Genomic DNA, 19,158 nt, shown 5'->3' on the forward strand with positions numbered 1-19,158 from the left:
GTTGAGTGTCGACAATAGCGCCATGTTTTACAGCATCTTTTATGGAGAGAATTTTCATCATGGCCCTGGCACACACACTTGGTTTCCCACGCATCGGCGCTGACCGCGAACTGAAAAAAGCCCTCGAATCCTACTGGAAAGGCGACCTCGATCAGGATGCGCTGAAAAGCGTCGGCAGCCAACTGCGCGCCACCCATTGGCAGTTGCAGAAAGATGCCGGTATCGATCTGCTGCCGGTCGGCGACTTCGCCTGGTACGACCAGGTGCTGACCCATTCCCTGACCTTCGGCGTGATCCCCGAGCGTTTCGACAGCGCCAGGGACGAACAGCGCTTGCCAACCCTCGACACCCTGTTCGCCATGGCCCGTGGCGCTACCGCGACCTGCTGCGGCGGTGAACACGGCAAGGCGCAATACGCTCAGGAATTGACCAAGTGGTTCGACACCAACTACCACTATCTGGTCCCGGAGTTCAGCGCTGACCAGCAGTTCAAGTTGAGCTGGGAACAGCTGTTCGATGAAGTCGACGAAGCCAAGGCCCTGGGCCACAACGTCAAGCCAGTGATCATCGGCCCGCTGACTTACCTGTGGCTGGGCAAGGCTAAAGGCAACGACTTCGACAAGCTCGACCTGCTGGAGCGCCTGCTGCCGGTGTACGCTGAAATCCTCAGTCGCCTCGCCGCACAAGGCGTGGAGTGGGTGCAGATTGACGAACCGATCCTGACCCTCGACCTGCCGCAAGCCTGGAAAAATGCGTTCGAGCGCGCTTACCACATCCTTCAATACTCGCCACTGAAAAAGCTGGTTGCGACCTACTTCAGCGGTCTGCAAGACAACCTCGGCCTGGCGGTCGGCCTGCCGGTACAAGGCCTGCACATCGACGCGGTGCGTGCCCCCGACCAACTGCTGCACGTGCTCGATCGCCTGCCAACCTACAAGATTCTCTCGGTGGGCCTGGTCAACGGGCGCAACGTCTGGCGTTGTGAGCTGGAGCCCGTGCTTGAACAACTGCAATTTGCCCAGGAACGTTTCGGCGACAACCTGTGGGTCAGCAGTTCCTGCTCGCTGCTGCACAGCCCGGTGGATCTGGAGCGCGAAGATAAGCTCGACCCGGAACTGAAAAGCTGGCTGGCGTTTGCCGTGCAGAAGTGCGGTGAAATCGCGGTACTGCGTGATGCCCTCAACGATCCGCAATCGCCCAAGGTGCAAGCCGCACTGGCCGAAAGCCGCGCCGTTCAGGCGAGTCGTGTCGAGTCGCCGCGCATCCATAAAGCCGAGGTACAAGCGCGCATCAATGCCATTGGCACCGCGGACAGCCAACGTCATTCGTCGTTTGCCAAACGTATCGAGCAGCAGCGCGCTCGCCTGCAACTGCCGGCGTTTCCCACGACCACCATCGGCTCGTTTCCGCAGACCGGTTCGATCCGCCTGGCACGCCAGGCCTTCAAGCAAGGCAAGCTGTCAGCCAACGATTACACCGACGCCATGCACAGCGAAATCCGCCATGCCGTGCAAGTCCAGGAGCGCCTGGGGCTGGACGTGCTGGTACACGGTGAAGCCGAACGCAACGACATGGTCGAGTACTTCGCCGAGCAGCTTGATGGTTATCTCTTCACCCGCTTCGGCTGGGTGCAGAGCTACGGTTCGCGTTGTGTGAAACCGGCGATCATCTACGGCGACCTGAGCCGTCCGAGCGCCATGACCGTCGACTGGATCACCTATGCACAAAGCCTGACCGACAAGGTCATGAAAGGCATGCTGACAGGTCCCGTGACCATGCTGATGTGGTCGTTCCCGCGCGAAGATGTCTCGCGCAAAATCCAGGCGCAACAACTGGCCTTGGCGCTGCGTGACGAAGTGGTTGATCTGGAAAGTGCCGGGATCAAGATCGTACAGATCGACGAAGCGGCGTTTCGTGAAGGCCTTCCGCTGCGCCGCGCACAGTGGCAGGAATATCTGGATTGGGCCGTGCAAGCGTTCCGCCTGACCGCCTCGGGTGTCCGTGACGAAACCCAGATCCACACCCACATGTGCTACAGCGAATTCAACGACGTGATCCAGGCCATCGCGGCCATGGACGCTGACGTGATCACCATCGAAACTTCGCGCTCGGACATGGAATTGCTGGAGGCGTTCGAAGCGTTCGACTACCCGAACGATATTGGCCCGGGCGTCTACGACATCCACTCGCCACGGGTGCCGGACACGGCCGAGATGGTCAAGTTGATGAGCAAAGCGGTGAAACGGATCCCGGCCGAACGCTTGTGGGTCAATCCCGATTGCGGGTTGAAGACACGGGCGTGGCCGGAGACCGAGGCGGCGCTGGTGAACATGGTGGCGGCGGCTCGGCAGTTGCGCAGTCAGTTGGCTTAAGGGGCTGGCTGATTCAGTTATGCAAAACCTGTTGAACCTAGCGGTTCAACAGGTTTTTTTGTTTCAGCGAATCCCGCGAGATAGAGGGATGCGGGCAACTTGTTACAGATCAACCTTAGGCTTGGCCTCTTCGAAATCAGCAACCACGCCTGATTGTTTGCCAACATCCGCGTAGGGCAGGTTAGCGTCGTCCGCGTGAGTCAAAAACCGGTGCTCGGGTAACTTCAGGTGGGCTTTCTCGAATTGGCGCATCACCGGTTTCGCACTGGAGTAGTGAAAGTGGGCATACCATAACAACTTCTCAGGTGAGTCCGTCCAGACTTCATATTCCTGCATGTAGTCGGTGCGTCCATCCTTGCGTTTGCCAAGGTTTTTGAGCGGACTGTTTTTAAAGATTTTCACGACTTTTTGTTTGAGCAGATCCTCGAGCATTCCATCCGTGGGTTTTTTGGTACTCAGCGTTTGCCGGGTACGCATGGCTCGCCCGGTGGCCGTGAGTTCGATGGCCTTGTCGCGCAGTTGTTGAATGAGCGGGTTTTGCGCATCCATCTCCTCGAGGCGCAGGGCGCGGCGGGTCAGTTCGTCGGCTTCACTGTCCATCATGTGTTGCAGGTCGACCGGGAGCATGTCCTGGTCGGCGTAGGACTGAACCTTGGCCTGATAGGTCGGTTGGGCATCCAGGCGTTGCTGCGCATCGGCCAGTACCGCTGCGAGATTGCGTTGAGGTGGCGTCGATACCGTGTCTTGCGGGTTCAAAAGACGGAATTTGCCGTTGCTGGCTTGCTCCCAGATTTCCTCGGCTCCACCTGTCCCAGTCAAGACGTATTGCCGCGTCTGGGTCGTTTTTTCCCATTGCTCCGTCCCGATAAGCAATTGATCGTCTTCGGTGGTGAAGACTTTTTTGTCACCCTGTCCGGTCGGTTTATCGACGGTGGCCTTGCCGATGGCTTTGCGGGCTCGCTCGGCCATCTTTTCGATGTTTGTCAGTAGCGGCTCAACCGCCTCCAGATGGAAGTGTTGAGGATAGCTGGCGGTCCAGGCTCGCATACCGCGACGCAATTGCGTGTAAATCTCGAGACAATCCTGAAGTATCTGATTGCGCTGTGTTCGGGTGGTATTGATTTCCCCCAGGCTATGATGCGTAAACAGGGCGCGGTCAAACTTTTCGCGAAGGCTCCTTGTCTGTTTTTGCAAATCGATCCAGGACATATCGCTGGTGGTGCCAACGCGCTTGACTATTTCCATCAGGTGGCCGGTTTTCACCACCAGCACTTTGAAAGTGCTGAGCTGTTGATTTAAAAATTCAATTTCCTTCCTCAGTGCGTCGAAGGTTATTTGATCTTTCGTCGGATTTTTCTTATTTTTTGGCGGAGGGGGGGTCGCATGGAACCATCGGTTCATCTTGTCCATGAATTCGTCCATCTGATCCATTCCGCTCACGATTTTTACACGCACTTGACGCAGATTCTCCATCAGGCTCAGGTACTGATCGAGCGCCCCTTCCGGCAATTCGTCCAGTCGCTTCGAAAGCTGTTCAGCCTCATCCACTAATGACGTGATCCGGCTACCGGTCAAGTGAAGGCGAATTTTGAACCGGTCAGCCAGCATCCAGGTGCATTCGGTTTGCGCGCCTTTCGTATCGAGACCGTTTAGACGCTGAAGTTCAACTGCTGCCTCGTATCGCCGAATGCCCAGATCGATATCGGCTTTGCAAGCGGCCTCGGCAGTCTGCTCAAGTTTTGGGAGCATTTCCTTTTGGCCGTTCCTGAACCGCTCGAGCGCAGCATCGGTTCGAAGTCGTTGGGTGTCAAATCGGTTGCCAAGGTCTTCAATTGTGGCTTTCAACTGCTCGATGCGGCGATAAGTCGCATCGGTCAAATAGCGTGGCAACCGTTGACGAATCACCTGCGGCCAGATCGGATCGAATGCATCTGCCAGGAGCCCGAACACTTGCCCGCCGCCGAGCCCACCGCCTTCGAAGGTCGTCCCATAGACGCCGTACCAGGTGTCCCAATGGCCTGTTTCATCCAGGGCAATGGGCTGCTTGTAGGTTTTTCTGGAATTGCCGAACAATCGCCAGTTGCGTGAATCCTTGCTGAGCTCCACTTGAAAGATGCGCCCCTGGCGTTCGATGAAGTCACCGTCGGCATGACGGTAGATGCCACGGTAAATGCCGTGAGTGGCCGGCTGCACCCCGGTCAAGGACATCGGCTTTTCATATTCGTAGCCGATAAAGCGTTTCACCACATGCCGGGCCTGACGCTGTGAGATTCCATGCATCGCGGCGACATTTCTGAGCAGCTTATGAGCCTGGCGAGTACGCGTAAGGGAGCGGGCTGTCCGGGAAAGCACCCCGGTGATCGCTTCACCGGGAAGCAGATCCATGAGCGCGTCGACCAACGACAACAACATCGATTCGACTTCCGTCAGGCCGTCGCCCACATCGCCGCGTAAAAAGGCCGCCGTTGCCCGGTTCGCGGCGGTCCAGGCATCGTAAAGGGAGAGGACCGTACCGACAAAGGGCACCACCCCCATAGCCATTTTTATGTAATTGAAGGCACGGGGACCGGAAAGGGCGTGACGCTCAAAGTACAGTGCATCGTTGGATCGGGATGTGTCGCGATGGGCTTCGATCAGGCGTCCCATATGGGCGTTGAGCAGGTGCGCGGCCAATGAAGTGGTCGGCGTCCAGCGTTCTCCAACCTCGAATAAGGTTTTGAAGTCGTTAAGCACAGCCTGTTTGATGCGACTTTCATGGGCTCGTACGTCACCCTTCAGGGCCCGGCCGGCCAGATAGCTGACCCACTTGTCATGCACGCACAGTTTGAACAGTCTCTCGCACGCCTCGGCACGACTGTTGAAACGGTGCAGGAACTGGCCATCAGGGCTGTCGGGCAAATACAGCAGAAACTTGCCGCTGATCTGTTCTTCGATGAGCGTCACCCCGGACAAAGTGACGCCCAATTGATTGGGTGTATCTTTACCACCCACGCTCAGGTCGACCGCCAGTATGACGATGCGCTGGCCATCGGCGTCCCAGGCTTCAGGCGTGTTGGCGTCGATGGCGATGTTCAGCACTTTCAGTTGGTCGTCGTTGAGCTGTTTTTGCTGGTGCGCGCATTCTCCCTGCAATTTGAGCATCAAGCGCCAGGGCTCGATCAGGCTCTCACGGCGATGTTCCTTCACGAAAGCGGACTCGCTGAGCCCGCCCTGGAAGGCATCGCGGATCAGTTGTTCGTAAGTTTTAGGCAGGTCCAGTTCCGGCAGGGTTTTGCGCAGGTACTGCAGATTGATGCCGTTGAGCAGACGAAAGCGTTCTGCTGAATCCGTGGCGGTGACCTCCAGTCGCATGAAGACCAATCGCTGCGACAGCGGATCCTGTTGCACCGATTTAAGCGGGTCGATGTTGAGCTGGCCCAAGTCTGCCAGTGACATTTTGCTGTACGTGGTGCTGGGCACCATGACCGACGTTCGCTGCGGTCCGGATGGCCCTGAGGAGTGTTGCGTTTCCCACGTGACGGAGTCGGGCAGATTCACATGCACGTCGAAATGACCCTTGAGCGAGAAATCTTTGCTCAGGCGGGCGTGCAAGTGTTTGCGGGTGTAGTCGTCCCGCGGTTCCAGGGCGATTGTCATGAGCTTGTGGCTTTGGCGCATCGCCAAAATGTACGCTGCGATCAGTTTTTTGAGCCGGCCGCGATCAGTCTCTTTCAGTGTACGGAGCCAGTCCGGCAGATTGGAAGCGAGGGTGCCACTGCGGTTTTGCTCGAGCACATGGGTAAACGCCAGGCTTCTGGCGGCATGCACCGGAACCTGCAAGGTGGCGAGGGCGCGCTTGCGCAAAATGTCCAGTTGTTCGGCAAGCTGTGCGGCCTGGTCCGGTTCTGAATGACGCTGGCGTAATGCGTCGGCCTGTCCTTCGAATTCGCTGGAGAGTTGGTTCAAGCCATACTGGAGCGCGTCGCCGGTGATTTTTTTCAGCTGCACCGTCAGTTCGCCGTCCCGATCATGAACCTTGAATACCTGGCGCTCCAGTTCGCGACGGTTGGCGAACCGTTGCAGACCACCGCCGGTTCCAGACAAGTAAAGCAGCATGCTGTGTGGCGAGTCGGGATCGCCCAGCGCATCCCCTCGGGTGATGATAAACGCGCCGTTGAATTCCTGGGTGGTGACCGTGGTTTTGTCACCGTCCTGTTTGCTCATCGATAGCGTCAGGCCAGCCGCCACCGGGTCGGGGCCCGGATCGTCGGGAGTATCCAGCAGGGCCTTGAGCAAGTTGCATTCATCGTCGCTCAGTTGCTCGAGGGCCAATTGCAGCGCGGCCTCGGCGTGCAGTCCTGCCTTATGGGCGTTGTGCAGGGCGGTCAATTCACGCTGGAATGCTACAGGCTCCAGTGTTCGCGACCGTTCCAGCAAGGCCGAGGCAGCCTTGTCGGCGTCTTGTTCGGCGGTTTCCAAAGTGTCGATCGAGTCCTTGAACGGTTGCAGACCCTCGCCCACACCTACTTTTTTCACCAGTGTTTCGAGTGCATCGCGCTGTTTTTTCAGCGCAGCCTGGCGCAAGGACCAGGGGATATCGGCATACAGGTTGCCGAACAGTGACGCTCGATCTGCCTCGGTATTGTTTTCGGCGACTTCGAGCCTGGGCGGCGAGGCGAAAACGGTGACCTTATTACGGTCCCGACCAATCTGGTCGGCCTGGACGAGGGATTGTGCGCCATGCATCGCCAACCCCGGTTTGCCGCGGGTTCCGTGGAGTAGAGCGCTGATCTGGGCTTGCTGGTGAGCCGCGAACAGATCGCTTGAACCCACGACCATCGGGTCGGTTGCTGCGGTGTACTCAAAGCGTATGTTATCGGTTGGCAGGCCGGTCGGGACCAGTGCCTGTCGCGACAGCCAGTCTTCCATGTCGCTGCGCTGATTGAATCGCTGGATGGCGACGGGCCGGCTGGGCAAATACAACAACTGGCTGACGTCAGCCGCAACGCCCGTGGTGATGACCCACGCCCCCGTGAGTTTGACTCTGCTGTGGTTGCTTAACACCAGGGCCAGTTGCTCGGTGTGGATGGGCTGGTCGTTCAGAGTCAGCGCCCCGACGGGTGGGTCGATGAGCAACTGCAAGGGTTTGAACTGCTCCGCTGTCAGGGTTTTGCGGGCGAGTGCCAGTTGGGCGGCGGCCTCGAAATGATTCCGGTAGAGCTGTACCGCCCGTGCTCGTCGCGATATCGCGGTACCGGGGGCTCGGGTGTCCCAAAAGGTTCGCCAGCGCTCGCCGTGCGACTCTACCGGCTTGAGCGCCTTGAGTCGTTCGAGCATCTGCAGGGGAGGCAGGGTGGACAGGGGATGGATCTGATTCAGGCCGGCAACGCGGCAGCGCCGATCAAGGTCTGGTTCCAGCGTCGGGTGTTGCAGGACAAAGGCGCAGGCCTGGGTGAAGCTGACAAAATGTTCCGACTGTTCATTGGTGGCCGCGAAGAGCAAGCCTGCTTGTTGTCCATCCAGATCCAGTTGCTGTTTGAGCATTTGATCGAGCGTGTCGCGAATTCCCGGACCGGTGTCAACCAGCTTGGGCAGGCCCTGGCTGCTTTCGCGCCAGCGTGCCGAGGCATCCAGAAACAGGCTTTCGTCGTGAAGGGGCGGTACCGGGGAGAAGGGTGGTATGACAGCCGGCGCCGGGAAGGGGAGGTCGAAGAGCAGTCTATCGGTCATGGCTACATGGCTCGGTGTGGGGAGTGGTGAATCCGCTCCTGAGCGAGCCATTTAAAGAAAGTTCTGCGTGGCATTGGCACTACATAGTTACCGCATCGACCACTGAGCGATATTCATCAAACTGTCACGCAACTGTGGCAGCGCACTTGAACAAATATCATCAGACTCGCGCTCTACTGGGGTTCTGCGTTTTGGTGTTTTTCATGCGTGCTTTGTTTTTTTCAGGGGCCATTTTTCTGGCCGCGCTGTTCAGCCTGCCGTCCATGGCGGCGTCTCGTTGTGAGGTAAATGTTGCCACCGAACGGGTCGATCTGGCGCAGGTGAGGCTGGCGTACCAGAGCATTGGCCGTGCGTCGGATCCGGCGTTGCTGCTGGTCATGGGCCTGGGCGGGCAGTTGATTCATTGGCCGGACGAGGTGGTGGTCGCGCTGTGTCAGCAGGGTTTTCGGGTGATCCGTTATGACAATCGCGATGTCGGTCTGTCCACCTGGCGGCAAACGCCCGTCGAAGCCAACCTGACCTTCGAAGTGCTGCGCTACAAACTCGGTTTGCCGGTGGCGGCACCGTACACCCTGACCGACATGGCGGACGATGCCTTTGGCCTGATGGATGCCTTGCACGTCGAGCAGTTCCACGTGCTGGGCGCGAGCATGGGCGGGATGATCGCCCAGCATATGGCGGCCATGGCGCCGCAACGGGTCGAGAGCCTGACCCTGATCATGACCAGTTCCGGTGCCGAAGGCTTGCCGGCGCCGAGCGCGGCGCTGGTGCAGCTGCTGTCGCGCCGGGAAGCGCCAAATCGTGAGGTGGCCCTCGAACAACAGGCTGATTTGCTGGCAGCGCTGGGCAGTCCGACGGTGAGCGATGATCGCCAAGCCCTGCTGTATCAGGCCGCGCAGTCCTACGACCGGGCCTTCAATCCCGAGGGCGTGAAGCGACAGATCATGGCGATCCTCGCCGAGCGCAGCCGGGTGGCGCTGCTCAACCAATTGCGGGTACCGACGCTGGTGGTGCATGGCACCGCCGATCCGCTGTTGCCGGTGATGCATGGCGTACACCTGGCGGCGCATATCCGCGGCAGCCAGTTGAAGCTGATCCCGGGCCTGGCCCATCGCTTCCAGGAAGCGTTCAAGACGCCGTTGCTGGCGGCGGTGTTGCCGTACTTGCAGGCCCATCGCGAAGATACGTCGCATTGGGCGCAGATTGATCCGGTGCCGGCACCGAACCTCCTGTAACCCCACACCCCCCTGTAGGAGCTGGCTTGCCAGCGAAGGCGGCGTGTCAGGCAACAATGATATTGAATGTGCCAGCGAAGGTGGTGTGTCAGGCGACATCGATGTTGGATGTGCCGCCCTCTTCGCTGGCAAGCCAGCTCCTACATTGGATTTTTGCCGGACTCGGGATTTGCGTACACCCCGATCCCTCAGTGACTCAGCCCGTACTTCTTCACTTTGTCGAACAGCGTGGTCTTGGCCATGCCCAGCTCCAGGCTGGCCTGGGTCAGGTTGCCGCCGCTGCGTTGCAGGGCGTCGCCGAGCAGGTTGCGTTCGAAGGCTTCCACCGCTTCGGCAAAGGCCAGGCCTTGATTGCTGCCGCTGGCGCCGGATTTCTTGAAGGCCGGCAAACCGAGGGCGAAGCGCTCGGCGACGTTGCGCAGTTCACGCACATTGCCGGGCCAGTCGTGGCTCATCAGGTTCGACAGGGTCAGGTTGTCCAGCTCCGGCATCGCGCGGTCAAAGCGCAGGGACGATTGCTGCAGGAAGTGTTCGAACAGCTGCAGGATGTCTTCGCGACGTTCGCGCAGCGGTGGCAGTTCCAGGGTCACCACGTTCAGGCGGTAATACAAGTCGCTGCGAAATTCGCCGGCCTTGCTCGACTCGTCGAGATCGGACTTGGTCGCCGCGATTACCCGGCAATCCACCGTCACGCTCTGGTTCGAGCCGAGGCGCTCGAGGGTGCGTTCCTGCAGCACCCGTAACAGCTTGATCTGCAACGGCAGCGGCATGCTTTCGACTTCATCGAGGAACAGCGTGCCGCCGTCGGCATGTTCGATCTTGCCGATCCGCCGTTTGCCGGCACCGGTAAATGCGTTGGCTTCATGGCCGAAGATTTCGCTTTCGAACAGGTTCTCCGGCAGGCCGCCGCAGTTCAGCGCGACGAATTGTTTGGTGTGTCGGCGGCTGAAGTCATGCAAACAACGCGCGACCAGCTCCTTGCCGGTGCCGGTTTCGCCTTCGATCAACACGTTGGCCGAGGTATCGGCGACGTTGGCTATCAATTCCCGCAGGTTCTGCATGGCCGGCGAGCGGCCGATGATCCGTCCTTCGAGGGAATCTCGTTCGGCCAGTTGTCGGCGCAGCGAGGAGACTTCCCGCGCCAGGCTACGTTGTTCAAGCGCACGACGGGCTACATCCACCAGACGCTCGGGGGAGAAAGGTTTCTCCATAAAGTCGTAGGCGCCTTTTTGCATGGCGCCGACGGCCATGGAGATGTCGCCGTGACCGGTGATCAGCACCACCGGCAGGCTGCGATCCCGGGCCTTGAGTCGGGTCAGCAGTTCCAGGCCGTCGATCCCCGGCAGACGGATGTCGCTGATGACGATCCCGGCAAAATTGTCACCGACGCGCTCCAGCGCTTCTTCGGCGCTGCCCACGCCCACACAGGGAATGTCTTCCAGGGTCAGCGCCTGTTGGCAGCCGAGCAGGACATGGGGATCGTCTTCGACGATCAGCACACTAAGGTCGTTGTTCATATTGGCTCGGCGTGAAGGGAGCTTACCAACGGTAAACTGAGGACGAAGGTGGTACCACCGTTGGCCGGGTGTTCGACACCCAGGTGTCCGCCGGTGGCGGCGGCCAGGCTCGCCGACAGCGTCAGGCCGAGGCCCAGGCCCTGCTCGCCGGGTTTGGTGGTGAAGAACGGTTCGAACAGATGCTTGCGCGCTTCGGCGTCGATGCCATGGCCATTGTCGCGAACCCGAAGACGGTATTTGCCATCAAACACCTCGCCTTCAAGCCACAACTGCGGCAGCGGCTGGGCCTGCATGGCATCGAGGGCGTTGCCGATCAGGTTGACCAGGATCTGCTCCAGCCGGGTCTGGTCGATCTGCACCTGCTCGTCGGTGAAATCCCGATGCAATTGCAGGTGCGCGCTTTCCATGCGGCTGCCGAGCAGTTGCAGGGCTGCGTCCACCGCCTTGCCGAGGCTGGCCTGGCCCTTGTCGTCGCCGCGACGGGCAAAGGAGCGCAGGCTGGCGGTGATCCGACCCATGCGGTCGATCAATTCGTTGATGGTCTTGAGGTTGGTGCTGGCGACGTCCAGCTGACCACGCTCGAGAAACCGCACGGTATTGCCGGACAAGGTGCGCAGCGCTGCCAGTGGCTGGTTCAGTTCATGGGCGATGCTGGTCGACATCTGGCCGATGGCCGCCAGTTTGCCGGCCTGCACCAGTTCATCCTGGGCCCGGCGCAAGGTCTCTTCGGCCTGGCGCCGTTCGCGGATCTGGCCCTTGAGCCGTTCGTTGCTGGCGCGCAGGTCGGTGGTGCGTTCGGTAATCCGACGCTCCAGTTGATTGTTGGCTTCCTGCAAGGCTTCCCGGGCGGCGAGGCGGGTGGCGATTACCTTGCGCCGCTCGTTCCAGGCGATCAGCAGGAACGCCACCAGGGCAAACGCCACCGCCACCAGAATCCCCTGATTGATCGCTTCACGGCGCAGGTCCTGCAGGGGCGTGAGCAGGGTGAAGTTCCACGGGGTGTCACTCAGCGGTCGGGTTTGCGACAGGTAGCTGATGTTTTCTTCTTCGGACATTAGTTCGCTGTTGGACGGGAAGGTCAGTTTTTCCTCGCCTTCAGCCAGTTTTTCCCGGGCCAGCGGTTGCAGTTCGTTCAGCGGGAACCAGTAGTACTGCAGGCTGCGGGCGAGTTTTTCCTTGGTTTCGTCGCTCAGCGGCACCACCGACTTGAGCCGTCGGGCCGGATCGCTGGAAAGAATGATGATGCCATTCTCGTCGCTGACGAACGCTTCCAGGCGCGCCCGCTGCCAGCGTTCTTCCATGGCTTCGAGGCGGACCTTGACCACCGCGACGCCGATGATCTTGCCCTGTGCTTCCAGGCCATGGGCCAGGTAGTACCCGGGCTCGCCGCTGGTGCTGCCGATGCCATAGAAACGCCCCGGCTGGCCCCGAACGGCGTTCTGGAAGTAGGCTCGGAATGACAGGTCTTCACCCAGGTAACTGTCGACATCGCGCCAGTTGCTGGTGGCCATGACACGGCCGGTGGTGTCCATCACGTAGATGGCCCGACTGCGGCTGCGCCGGTTCAGGCCTTCGAGGTATTCATTGACCGTCTGCCGATGCTCCGGCGACGGGTCGCTCAACAGCCTGGACACGCTGGATTCGAGCTCCAGCAGGCTGGGCAGGTAGGTGTACTTGCTGATCTCGCTCTCGACGGCGCGGGCATGCAGTTCCAGCTGACGCTGGCCGTTCTCGCTAAGACTGCGGATCCCGTAGTGCTCACTGATCCAGAAGCCGAGATAACCCAGGCCGATCATCAGGGCGATGACCAGTGGCGGCAGGAACAGATGACGAATCAGACGGGGTTTCACGGCGAGTGATGGCGGCGCGGCGCGATAGAGGGTGGGGTCGCATTTCATCACAGATGCCTTGGGTCAACCACAACACTTACTTGTGAATCGCCGCCGGCCCTTGTGTGAGCGAGCCTGCTCGCGAAAGCGGTGGGTCAGTCAATTTCGATGTTGACTGTTAAGCCGTCTTCGCGAGCAGGCTCGCTCCCACAGGGGTGGAAGCGGTGGCAGGACTTAGTGCTGCAAAATCTTGGCAAGGAAGTGCTGCGTACGCTCGGCGCGGGCGTTGATGTCGCCGAAGAACTCCTCTTTCTTGCAGTCTTCGATGATCTTGCCCTGGTCCATGAAGATCACCCGGTCCGCCACTTTACGGGCGAAGCCCATTTCGTGGGTCACGCACATCATGGTCATGCCTTCATGGGCCAGTTGCACCATCACGTCGAGCACTTCGTTGACCATTTCCGGATCGAGCGCCGAGGTCGGTTCGTCGAACAGCATGACGATCGGGTCCATCGCCAGTGCACGGGCAATCGCCACACGCTGCTGCTGGCCACCGGAGAGTTGGCCGGGGTGCTTTTTGGCGTGGGCGGAAAGACCGACGCGTTCGAGCAGTTGCAGGGCTTTTTTGGAGGCCTCATCCTTGCTGCGACCCAACACCTTGACCTGAGCGATGGTCAGGTTGTCCATGATGCTCAGGTGCGGGAACAGTTCGAAATGCTGGAACACCATGCCGACGCGCGAACGCAGTTTCGGCAGGTCGGTCTTCGGGTCGGCGATGGACGTGCCATCGACCACCACGTCGCCTTTCTGGAACGGTTCCAGCGCGTTGACGCATTTGATCAGGGTGGATTTGCCGGAGCCGGACGGTCCGCACACCACGATCACCTCGCCTTTTTTGACCTCGGTGCTGCAATCAGTCAGTACCTGGAAGTCCCCATACCACTTGTTGACGTTCTTGATAGAGATCATACGGCGAACCTTTTTTGCAGACGCTTGACCAGCTGCGAGGCGGCAAAGCTGATGATGAAGTAGGTGAAACCGGCGAAAATCAGGAACTCGTTGGAGCGACCGATGATGTCGCCGCTGGCCCGCGAGGCATTGAGGAAGTCCACCAGGCCGACCGCGTAAACCAATGAGGTGTCCTGAAACAGGATGATGCTCTGTTGCAGCAGCAGCGGCGTCATCTTGCGGAACGCTTGCGGCAGGATGATCAAACGCATCATCTGGCCGTAGTTCATGCCCAGGGCCTGGGCAGCACCCATCTGGCCCTTGGGAATCGACTGCACGCCGGCCCGGACGATTTCGCAGAAGTACGCCGCTTCGAACATCATGAAGGCCACGATGCAGGATGCGAACGCGCCGATCGGCGTATCTTCGCCGGTGATCCAGCGCAGCACGAACGGTACCGCCAGGTAGAACCAGGTGATGACCAGCAGCAGCGGGATCGAGCGGAAGTAGTTAACGTAGGCGCCGGCAATGTTCGACAGGAGTTTGCTGTGGGACAGGCGCATCAGTGCCAGGATCGTGCCGAGGATGATCCCGCCGACGACGCCCAGCACCATCAGTTGCAGGGTCATGACCATGCCGTTCCACAAGCCCGGCAGGGACGGGATGATGCCCGAGAAGTCGAATTCCATCATTTACCCCCTACGGAGATCAGGCCCGGTACGGCAACTTTCTTCTCGACGCCGCGCATCAGCAGCATCAGGCCCATGTTCAGGGTGAAGTAGATCAGCGTGGCCAGGGTGAAGGCTTCGAACAGGTTGGCGGAGAACTCGGCAGTCTGTTTGGTCTGCGCGAGCAATTCCATCAGACCGATCAGCGAAGCCACGGAGGAGTTCTTGAACACGTTCAGGAATTCCGAGGTCAGCGGCGGAATGATGATCCGGTAAGCCTGGGGCAGCAGCACGTTCCAGTAGATTTGCGGCAGCTTGAAGCCCATGGCGCGAGCGGCGGATTCCTGGCCGCGGGGCAGCGCCTGGATACCGGTACGCACTTGTTCGCAGACTCGCGCGGTGGTGAACAGGCCCAGGCACACGACGACGCTGAGGAAAGCCGAAGTCGTTGGATTCAGGTCCTGTTTGTACCAGTCCTGCAGGTTTTGCGGCAGCAGGTCGGGTACCAGGAAGTACCAGATGAACAGCTGCACCAGCAGCGGCACGTTTCGGAAGAGTTCGACGTAACAGGTCGCGATGCCTGACACGATGCGGTTCGGCACCGTGCGCATGACGCCCAGAATCGAGCCCAGCAGCAGCGCAATGATCCAGGCCGCGACGGCGATGGCGATGGTCCAGCCCAGGCCGGACAGGTACCAGTCGAAATAAATCTCGCTGCCCACGCCGGTGGACTTGAAGAAAACGCCCCAGTCCCAGTTGTAATTCATCAGGGTCTCCCCTCGGATTCAATCGATGTACAGATACCCGCTTGGGGGAAACTCCGTTCCCGCCCGATCTTGATGATCAGGCACACGCGAGCGGCTCGACAGACACCGGTTCGAGTGTTTTCCAAAAATGCCAGCAGGGAGTGACAACCTCCTGAAAGGGCAGATGCCCTGTCAGGAGATAAGATTAGTCAGAAATCAGGATTTCTTTTCGTCAGCCGCTTTATCGGTCGGATTGGCGATCAGTTCCTTGAGCTTGTCGCTCATCGGGAAGTTCAGGTTCAGGCCTTTAGGCGGGATCGGCTGCATGAACCATTTCTCGTAGATCTTGTTGATCTCGCCCGACTTGTAGGTCGCGACGATTGCGTCGTCGACCACCTTCTTGAACGGATCGTCGCCCTTGCGAACCATGCAGCCGTAGATTTCGTAGGACTGGGCAGTACCGGTCACCGACCAGTCGGTCGGCTTCTTGGCCTTGGCCATTTCACCGGCCAGCAAGGCGTCGTCCATCATGAAGGCAACAGCGCGGCCGGTTTCCAGCATCTGGAAGGACTCGCCATGGTCCTTGGCGGAGATCACGTTCATGCCCATCTGCTTGTCGGCGTTCATCGACTTGAGGATGCGCTCGGACGTGGTGCCGGCGGTGGTCACCACGTTCTTGCCTTTCAGGTTGTCGAAGTCCTTGTATTCCGAGGCGGTTTTCGACAGCAGGCGGGTACCCACTTCGAAGATGCCGACAGAGAAGTCAACTTGCTGCTGACGCTCGACGTTGTTGGTGGTGGAGCCGCACTCGACGTCCACGGTGCCGTTCTGCACCAGCGGGATACGGGTCTGCGAGGTGACCAGGTTGTACTTGACCTTGAGGTCAGGCATGTTCAGGTCTTTCTTGATGGCTTCGACAATTTTCAGCTGAATATCGTGGGAGTAGCCCACCGGTTTGCCGGAAGCATCCGCGATGTAGGAAAACGGAATGGAAGCGTCACGATGCCCGAGGGTGATGGTGCCGGACTCTTTGATCTTCTTCAGTGTGCCAGTGAGTTCGGCAGCGAAAACTGGAGTGCTAATCAGAGCGGCAGCAATGGCTGCGCCCAGGAGATGGGGAACGATGCGCATCAAATTTTCCTCGACATTGTTTTTTTTATGGAGCCAGTTCATCGGCCCTTTTTGTGCTTCGAATGCCTGACGGCCCCTGAAGTGTCGGCACAACAGGCATTCGTCCAAGAGTGTAGAGCATGACTCGTGCCAGGCCAGGGCTATTAGGTCAACCTATTGATTTATAAGGGGATTAAATATTTATGGTGTAGCTGCTTGCGATGAATAGTCCGGTTAACCGAATCGACCGCCGGGTCGCGTTCGGAAAACCGAATATCAGGCCGGACACATTCCCTGTGGGAGCGAGCCTGATCGCGAAGAGGCCATCAGATCCAGCATTGATGTTGCCTGACATTGCGCTTTCGCGAGCAGGCTCGCTCCCACAGGGGGTAGAGGGTGGACCGGCAGAATGCAAAAAAGCCCCTGAATCGTGAAATTCAGGGGCTTTGCTGCAACCGGCTTGTCGATCAGGCCGCTTCGATCTTGCTGCGGTTGTGTTCGACCTTGCCTAGATAATCCGCCAGCTTCTGCTGTTCTGCCGGAGTAGTGAACAACCCGAGCTTGCTGCGGCGCCACAGAATGTCGTGGGCCGTGGTCGCCCATTCTTCGCTGCACAGGTAATCGACTTCGCGGGTATATAGACCGCCACCGATGTGTTCGCCCAGATCGTTCAGGCTCTGCACACCTTCAAGCATGCGCCAGGTGCGGCTGCCGTAGGTGGTGGCCCAGCGGCGAGAGATCTCGCTCGGTACCCAGTCGAACTTGTCGCGGATCAGCGAACTGAGTGCCTGTGGCGTAGTCATTTCTTCGCCGCCCGGCAAGGTGGCAGTGGCGGTCCAGCTCGGCTTGATGTCCTTGAAGTACGGCGCCAGCTGCGCCAACGCCGACTCTGCCAGTTTGCGGTAGGTGGTCAGCTTGCCGCCGAACACCGACAGCAACGGCGCTTCTTCGCCGGTGCCCGACAACGCCAGGGTGTAGTCGCGGGTAACGGCAGAGGGATTGTCGGATTCGTCGTTGCACAGCGGACGAACCCCGGAATAGCTGTGCAGGATGTCGTCGCGGCTGATGCGCTTCTTGAAGTGGGCGTTGACCACTTTGAGCAGGTAATCGGTTTCGCCTTCGGTAATCGCCACTTTGGCCGGGTCGCCGGTGTACTCGCGGTCGGTGGTGCCGATCAGGGTGAAGTGGTTCAGGTACGGAATGGTGAACACAATGCGCTGATCTTCGTTTTGCAGAATGTGCGCGTGTTCGCCTTCGTACAGCTTCGGCACGATCAGGTGGCTGCCCTGGATCAGACGGATGCCGTACGGCGACTCCATTTTCAGGTCGTCACGGATGAACTTGGCCACCCACGGGCCAGCCGCATTGACCAGCGCCTTGGCGCGGATCGAGAACAGGCTGCCATCGGCGCGTTCCAGATGCAGGTGCCACAGGCCCTTGGTGCGCCGGGCGCTGACGCAACGTGTCTGGGTGTGAACGTGGGCGCCTTTTTCGCGGGCGGCCATGGCGTTGAGTACCACGAGGCGCGCGTCATCGACCCAGCAATCGGAGTATTCGAAACCTTTGGTGATTTCGCTTTTCAGCGGGCTGTCCGCACCGAACTTCAAGCTCTTCGAGCCTTCGAGTTTTTCCCTTTTGCCCAAATGATCATAAAGGAACAGGCCGGCGCGGATCATCCAGGCCGGGCGCAGGTGCGGACGGTGCGGTAACACGAAGCGCATCTGCTTGACGATGTGCGGAGCTTTGGCCAGCAGCACTTCGCGCTCGGCCAAGGCTTCGCGCACCAGGCGGAATTCGTAATGTTCAAGGTAGCGCAGGCCACCGTGGATCAGCTTGCTGCTGGCCGACGAGGTGTGGCTGGCCAAGTCATCCTTTTCACAAAGGAACACCGAAAGACCGCGGCCGGCGGCATCCGCTGCTATCCCCACGCCATTGATCCCACCACCGATGACGGCGATATCGTAGACCTCGGCGAGAGGGGGCGTAGGCAAGGTAGAAGTGGGCATCGGCTGGCCTCGGGTTTTTTGATTTTCGGTATTGGATTTCGAACATTAATGTTCATTTGCGAAAATGGTAGCCCATAAAGCCGCCCACAGCCAGCTAACTTCGATTGAAAATACTGATCGAAGGGCTGGAAAAGGAAAATTTTCGAACATTTTAGATGCGCGGTAGGGCCCGTAAGGGGTATCGCGAAGGCGCCGGTACAGGCGCCATGGATGTCAGGTTTAAACGACCTCGAGCCGAATCTTGTGCTGATTCAACAACTGCGCCAAGGCCGGCACAGGCTGCTGGTCGGTCACCAGGCAATCGATCAGGCTGATCGGCCCCAGGCGAATCATGGCATTGCGCCCGAATTTGCTGGAGTCAGCCGCCAGGATCACTTTTCGGGCATTGGCGATGATCGCCTGCGACACCCGCACTTCCTGATAATCGAAGTCCAGCAGGCTGCCGTCTTCGTCGATGCCGCTGATGCCCACCAGGGCGAAGTCGACCTTGAACTGGTTGATGAAATCGACACTGGCCTGACCGACCACGCCGCCGTCACGGCGCACGTTGCCACCGGTCAGCAGCACGTCGAAATCATCCTTGGCGCTGAGCATCGAGGCGACGTGCAGGTTGTTGGTGATGATCTTCAGATGATTGTGATTGAGCAGTGCCCGGGCAATCGATTCGGTGGTGGTACCGATATTGATGAACAGGGAGGCGTGATCGGGGATCTGCGCGGCAATGGCTTCGCCGATGCGCTGTTTTTCATCGCGCATCTGATCGGCGCGCATGGCGTAGGCAGTGTTTTCGACGCTGGAGTCGTAGGCTGCGCCGCCGTGGTAGCGACGCAACAGATTGGCTTCCGCGAGCTGATTGATATCGCGGCGGATGGTTTGCGGTGTAACGACGAACAGCTGGGCCATTTCCTCGATGCTGACATAGCCGCGTTCGCGGACCAGTTCGAGGATTTGCTGCTGACGGGGAGGCAGATTCATGGGGCGTCCTTTGGGCTGCCGTGCAAAATTTGCCCATGATGCC

At 59.3% G+C, this 19,158-nt stretch carries 12 protein-coding genes; 3 read left to right on the forward strand and 9 right to left on the reverse strand.

From position 1 onward, the window contains the following. The first annotated feature begins 59 nt into the window (after nt 1–59). The gene (gene metE, locus ACA041_RS05185) at nt 60–2,372 is read left to right on the forward strand and encodes a 5-methyltetrahydropteroyltriglutamate--homocysteine S-methyltransferase (protein ID WP_497440166.1); all 2,313 of its coding nucleotides are present in this window, start codon (nt 60–62) and stop codon (nt 2,370–2,372) included. A 102-nt stretch (nt 2,373–2,474) separates the two neighbouring features. Here the strand turns inward: metE and ACA041_RS05190 are convergent, their stop codons facing one another. Then, the gene (locus ACA041_RS05190; protein WP_497440167.1) at nt 2,475–7,688 is read right to left on the reverse strand and encodes a dermonecrotic toxin domain-containing protein; all 5,214 of its coding nucleotides are present in this window, start codon (nt 7,686–7,688) and stop codon (nt 2,475–2,477) included. 27 nt (nt 7,689–7,715) lie between these two features. Here ACA041_RS05190 and ACA041_RS05195 point away from each other — a divergent pair, with 27 nt between their 5' ends. Together ACA041_RS05195 and ACA041_RS05200 are read left to right on the forward strand one after the other, a co-directional pair. Beyond that, on the forward strand, nt 7,716–8,111 hold the full coding sequence (locus tag ACA041_RS05195; RefSeq protein ID WP_497440168.1) for a hypothetical protein: 396 nt from the start codon (nt 7,716–7,718) through the stop codon (nt 8,109–8,111). A gap of 173 nt (nt 8,112–8,284) precedes the next feature. Further along, nucleotides 8,285–9,316 carry an alpha/beta fold hydrolase gene (locus ACA041_RS05200; protein WP_497440169.1) on the forward strand — a complete coding sequence of 344 codons (1,032 nt, stop codon included), beginning with the start codon at nt 8,285–8,287 and terminating at the stop codon, nt 9,314–9,316. A 188-nt stretch (nt 9,317–9,504) separates the two neighbouring features. On the opposite strand, the gene aauR is transcribed toward ACA041_RS05200, so the two are convergent. The 8 genes from aauR to ACA041_RS05240 all read right to left on the reverse strand — a co-directional run bounded on the left by aauR (nt 9,505) and on the right by ACA041_RS05240 (nt 19,115). Continuing rightward, nucleotides 9,505–10,833, reverse strand: coding sequence for a two-component response regulator AauR (gene aauR, locus ACA041_RS05205; protein ID WP_497440170.1), 1,329 nt, complete (start codon nt 10,831–10,833; stop codon nt 9,505–9,507). Beyond that, nucleotides 10,830–12,731, reverse strand: a complete 1,902-nt coding sequence (gene aauS / locus ACA041_RS05210) for a two-component sensor histidine kinase AauS (RefSeq protein WP_497440171.1) — start codon at nt 12,729–12,731, stop codon at nt 10,830–10,832. Before aauS ends, aauR begins: the two co-directional genes overlap by 4 nt. Nucleotides 12,732–12,896: 165 nt before the next feature. Beyond that, entirely contained in the window at nt 12,897–13,631 is a 735-nt protein-coding gene (locus ACA041_RS05215; RefSeq protein WP_150763764.1) for an amino acid ABC transporter ATP-binding protein, read from the reverse strand. Continuing rightward, nucleotides 13,628–14,299, reverse strand: coding sequence for an amino acid ABC transporter permease (locus ACA041_RS05220; protein WP_497442008.1), 672 nt, complete (start codon nt 14,297–14,299; stop codon nt 13,628–13,630). Before ACA041_RS05220 ends, ACA041_RS05215 begins: the two co-directional genes overlap by 4 nt. Continuing rightward, complete coding sequence (locus tag ACA041_RS05225; protein WP_150763762.1) at nt 14,299–15,045, reverse strand: amino acid ABC transporter permease; 747 nt, start codon at nt 15,043–15,045, stop codon at nt 14,299–14,301. Before ACA041_RS05225 ends, ACA041_RS05220 begins: the two co-directional genes overlap by 1 nt. A 195-nt stretch (nt 15,046–15,240) precedes the next feature. After that, on the reverse strand, nt 15,241–16,155 hold the full coding sequence (locus tag ACA041_RS05230) for a glutamate/aspartate ABC transporter substrate-binding protein (protein WP_497440172.1): 915 nt from the start codon (nt 16,153–16,155) through the stop codon (nt 15,241–15,243). A 446-nt stretch (nt 16,156–16,601) separates the two neighbouring features. Next, the gene (gene glpD, locus ACA041_RS05235; protein WP_497440173.1) at nt 16,602–18,140 is read right to left on the reverse strand and encodes a glycerol-3-phosphate dehydrogenase; all 1,539 of its coding nucleotides are present in this window, start codon (nt 18,138–18,140) and stop codon (nt 16,602–16,604) included. A 219-nt stretch (nt 18,141–18,359) separates the two neighbouring features. Continuing rightward, nucleotides 18,360–19,115 (reverse strand): DeoR/GlpR family transcriptional regulator, encoded by a 756-nt coding sequence (locus ACA041_RS05240; RefSeq protein WP_497343380.1) that lies wholly within the window; start codon nt 19,113–19,115, stop codon nt 18,360–18,362. Between the last annotated feature and the right edge of the window lie 43 nt (nt 19,116–19,158).

It is taken from the genome of Pseudomonas sp. LBUM1676, from assembly GCF_059695605.1.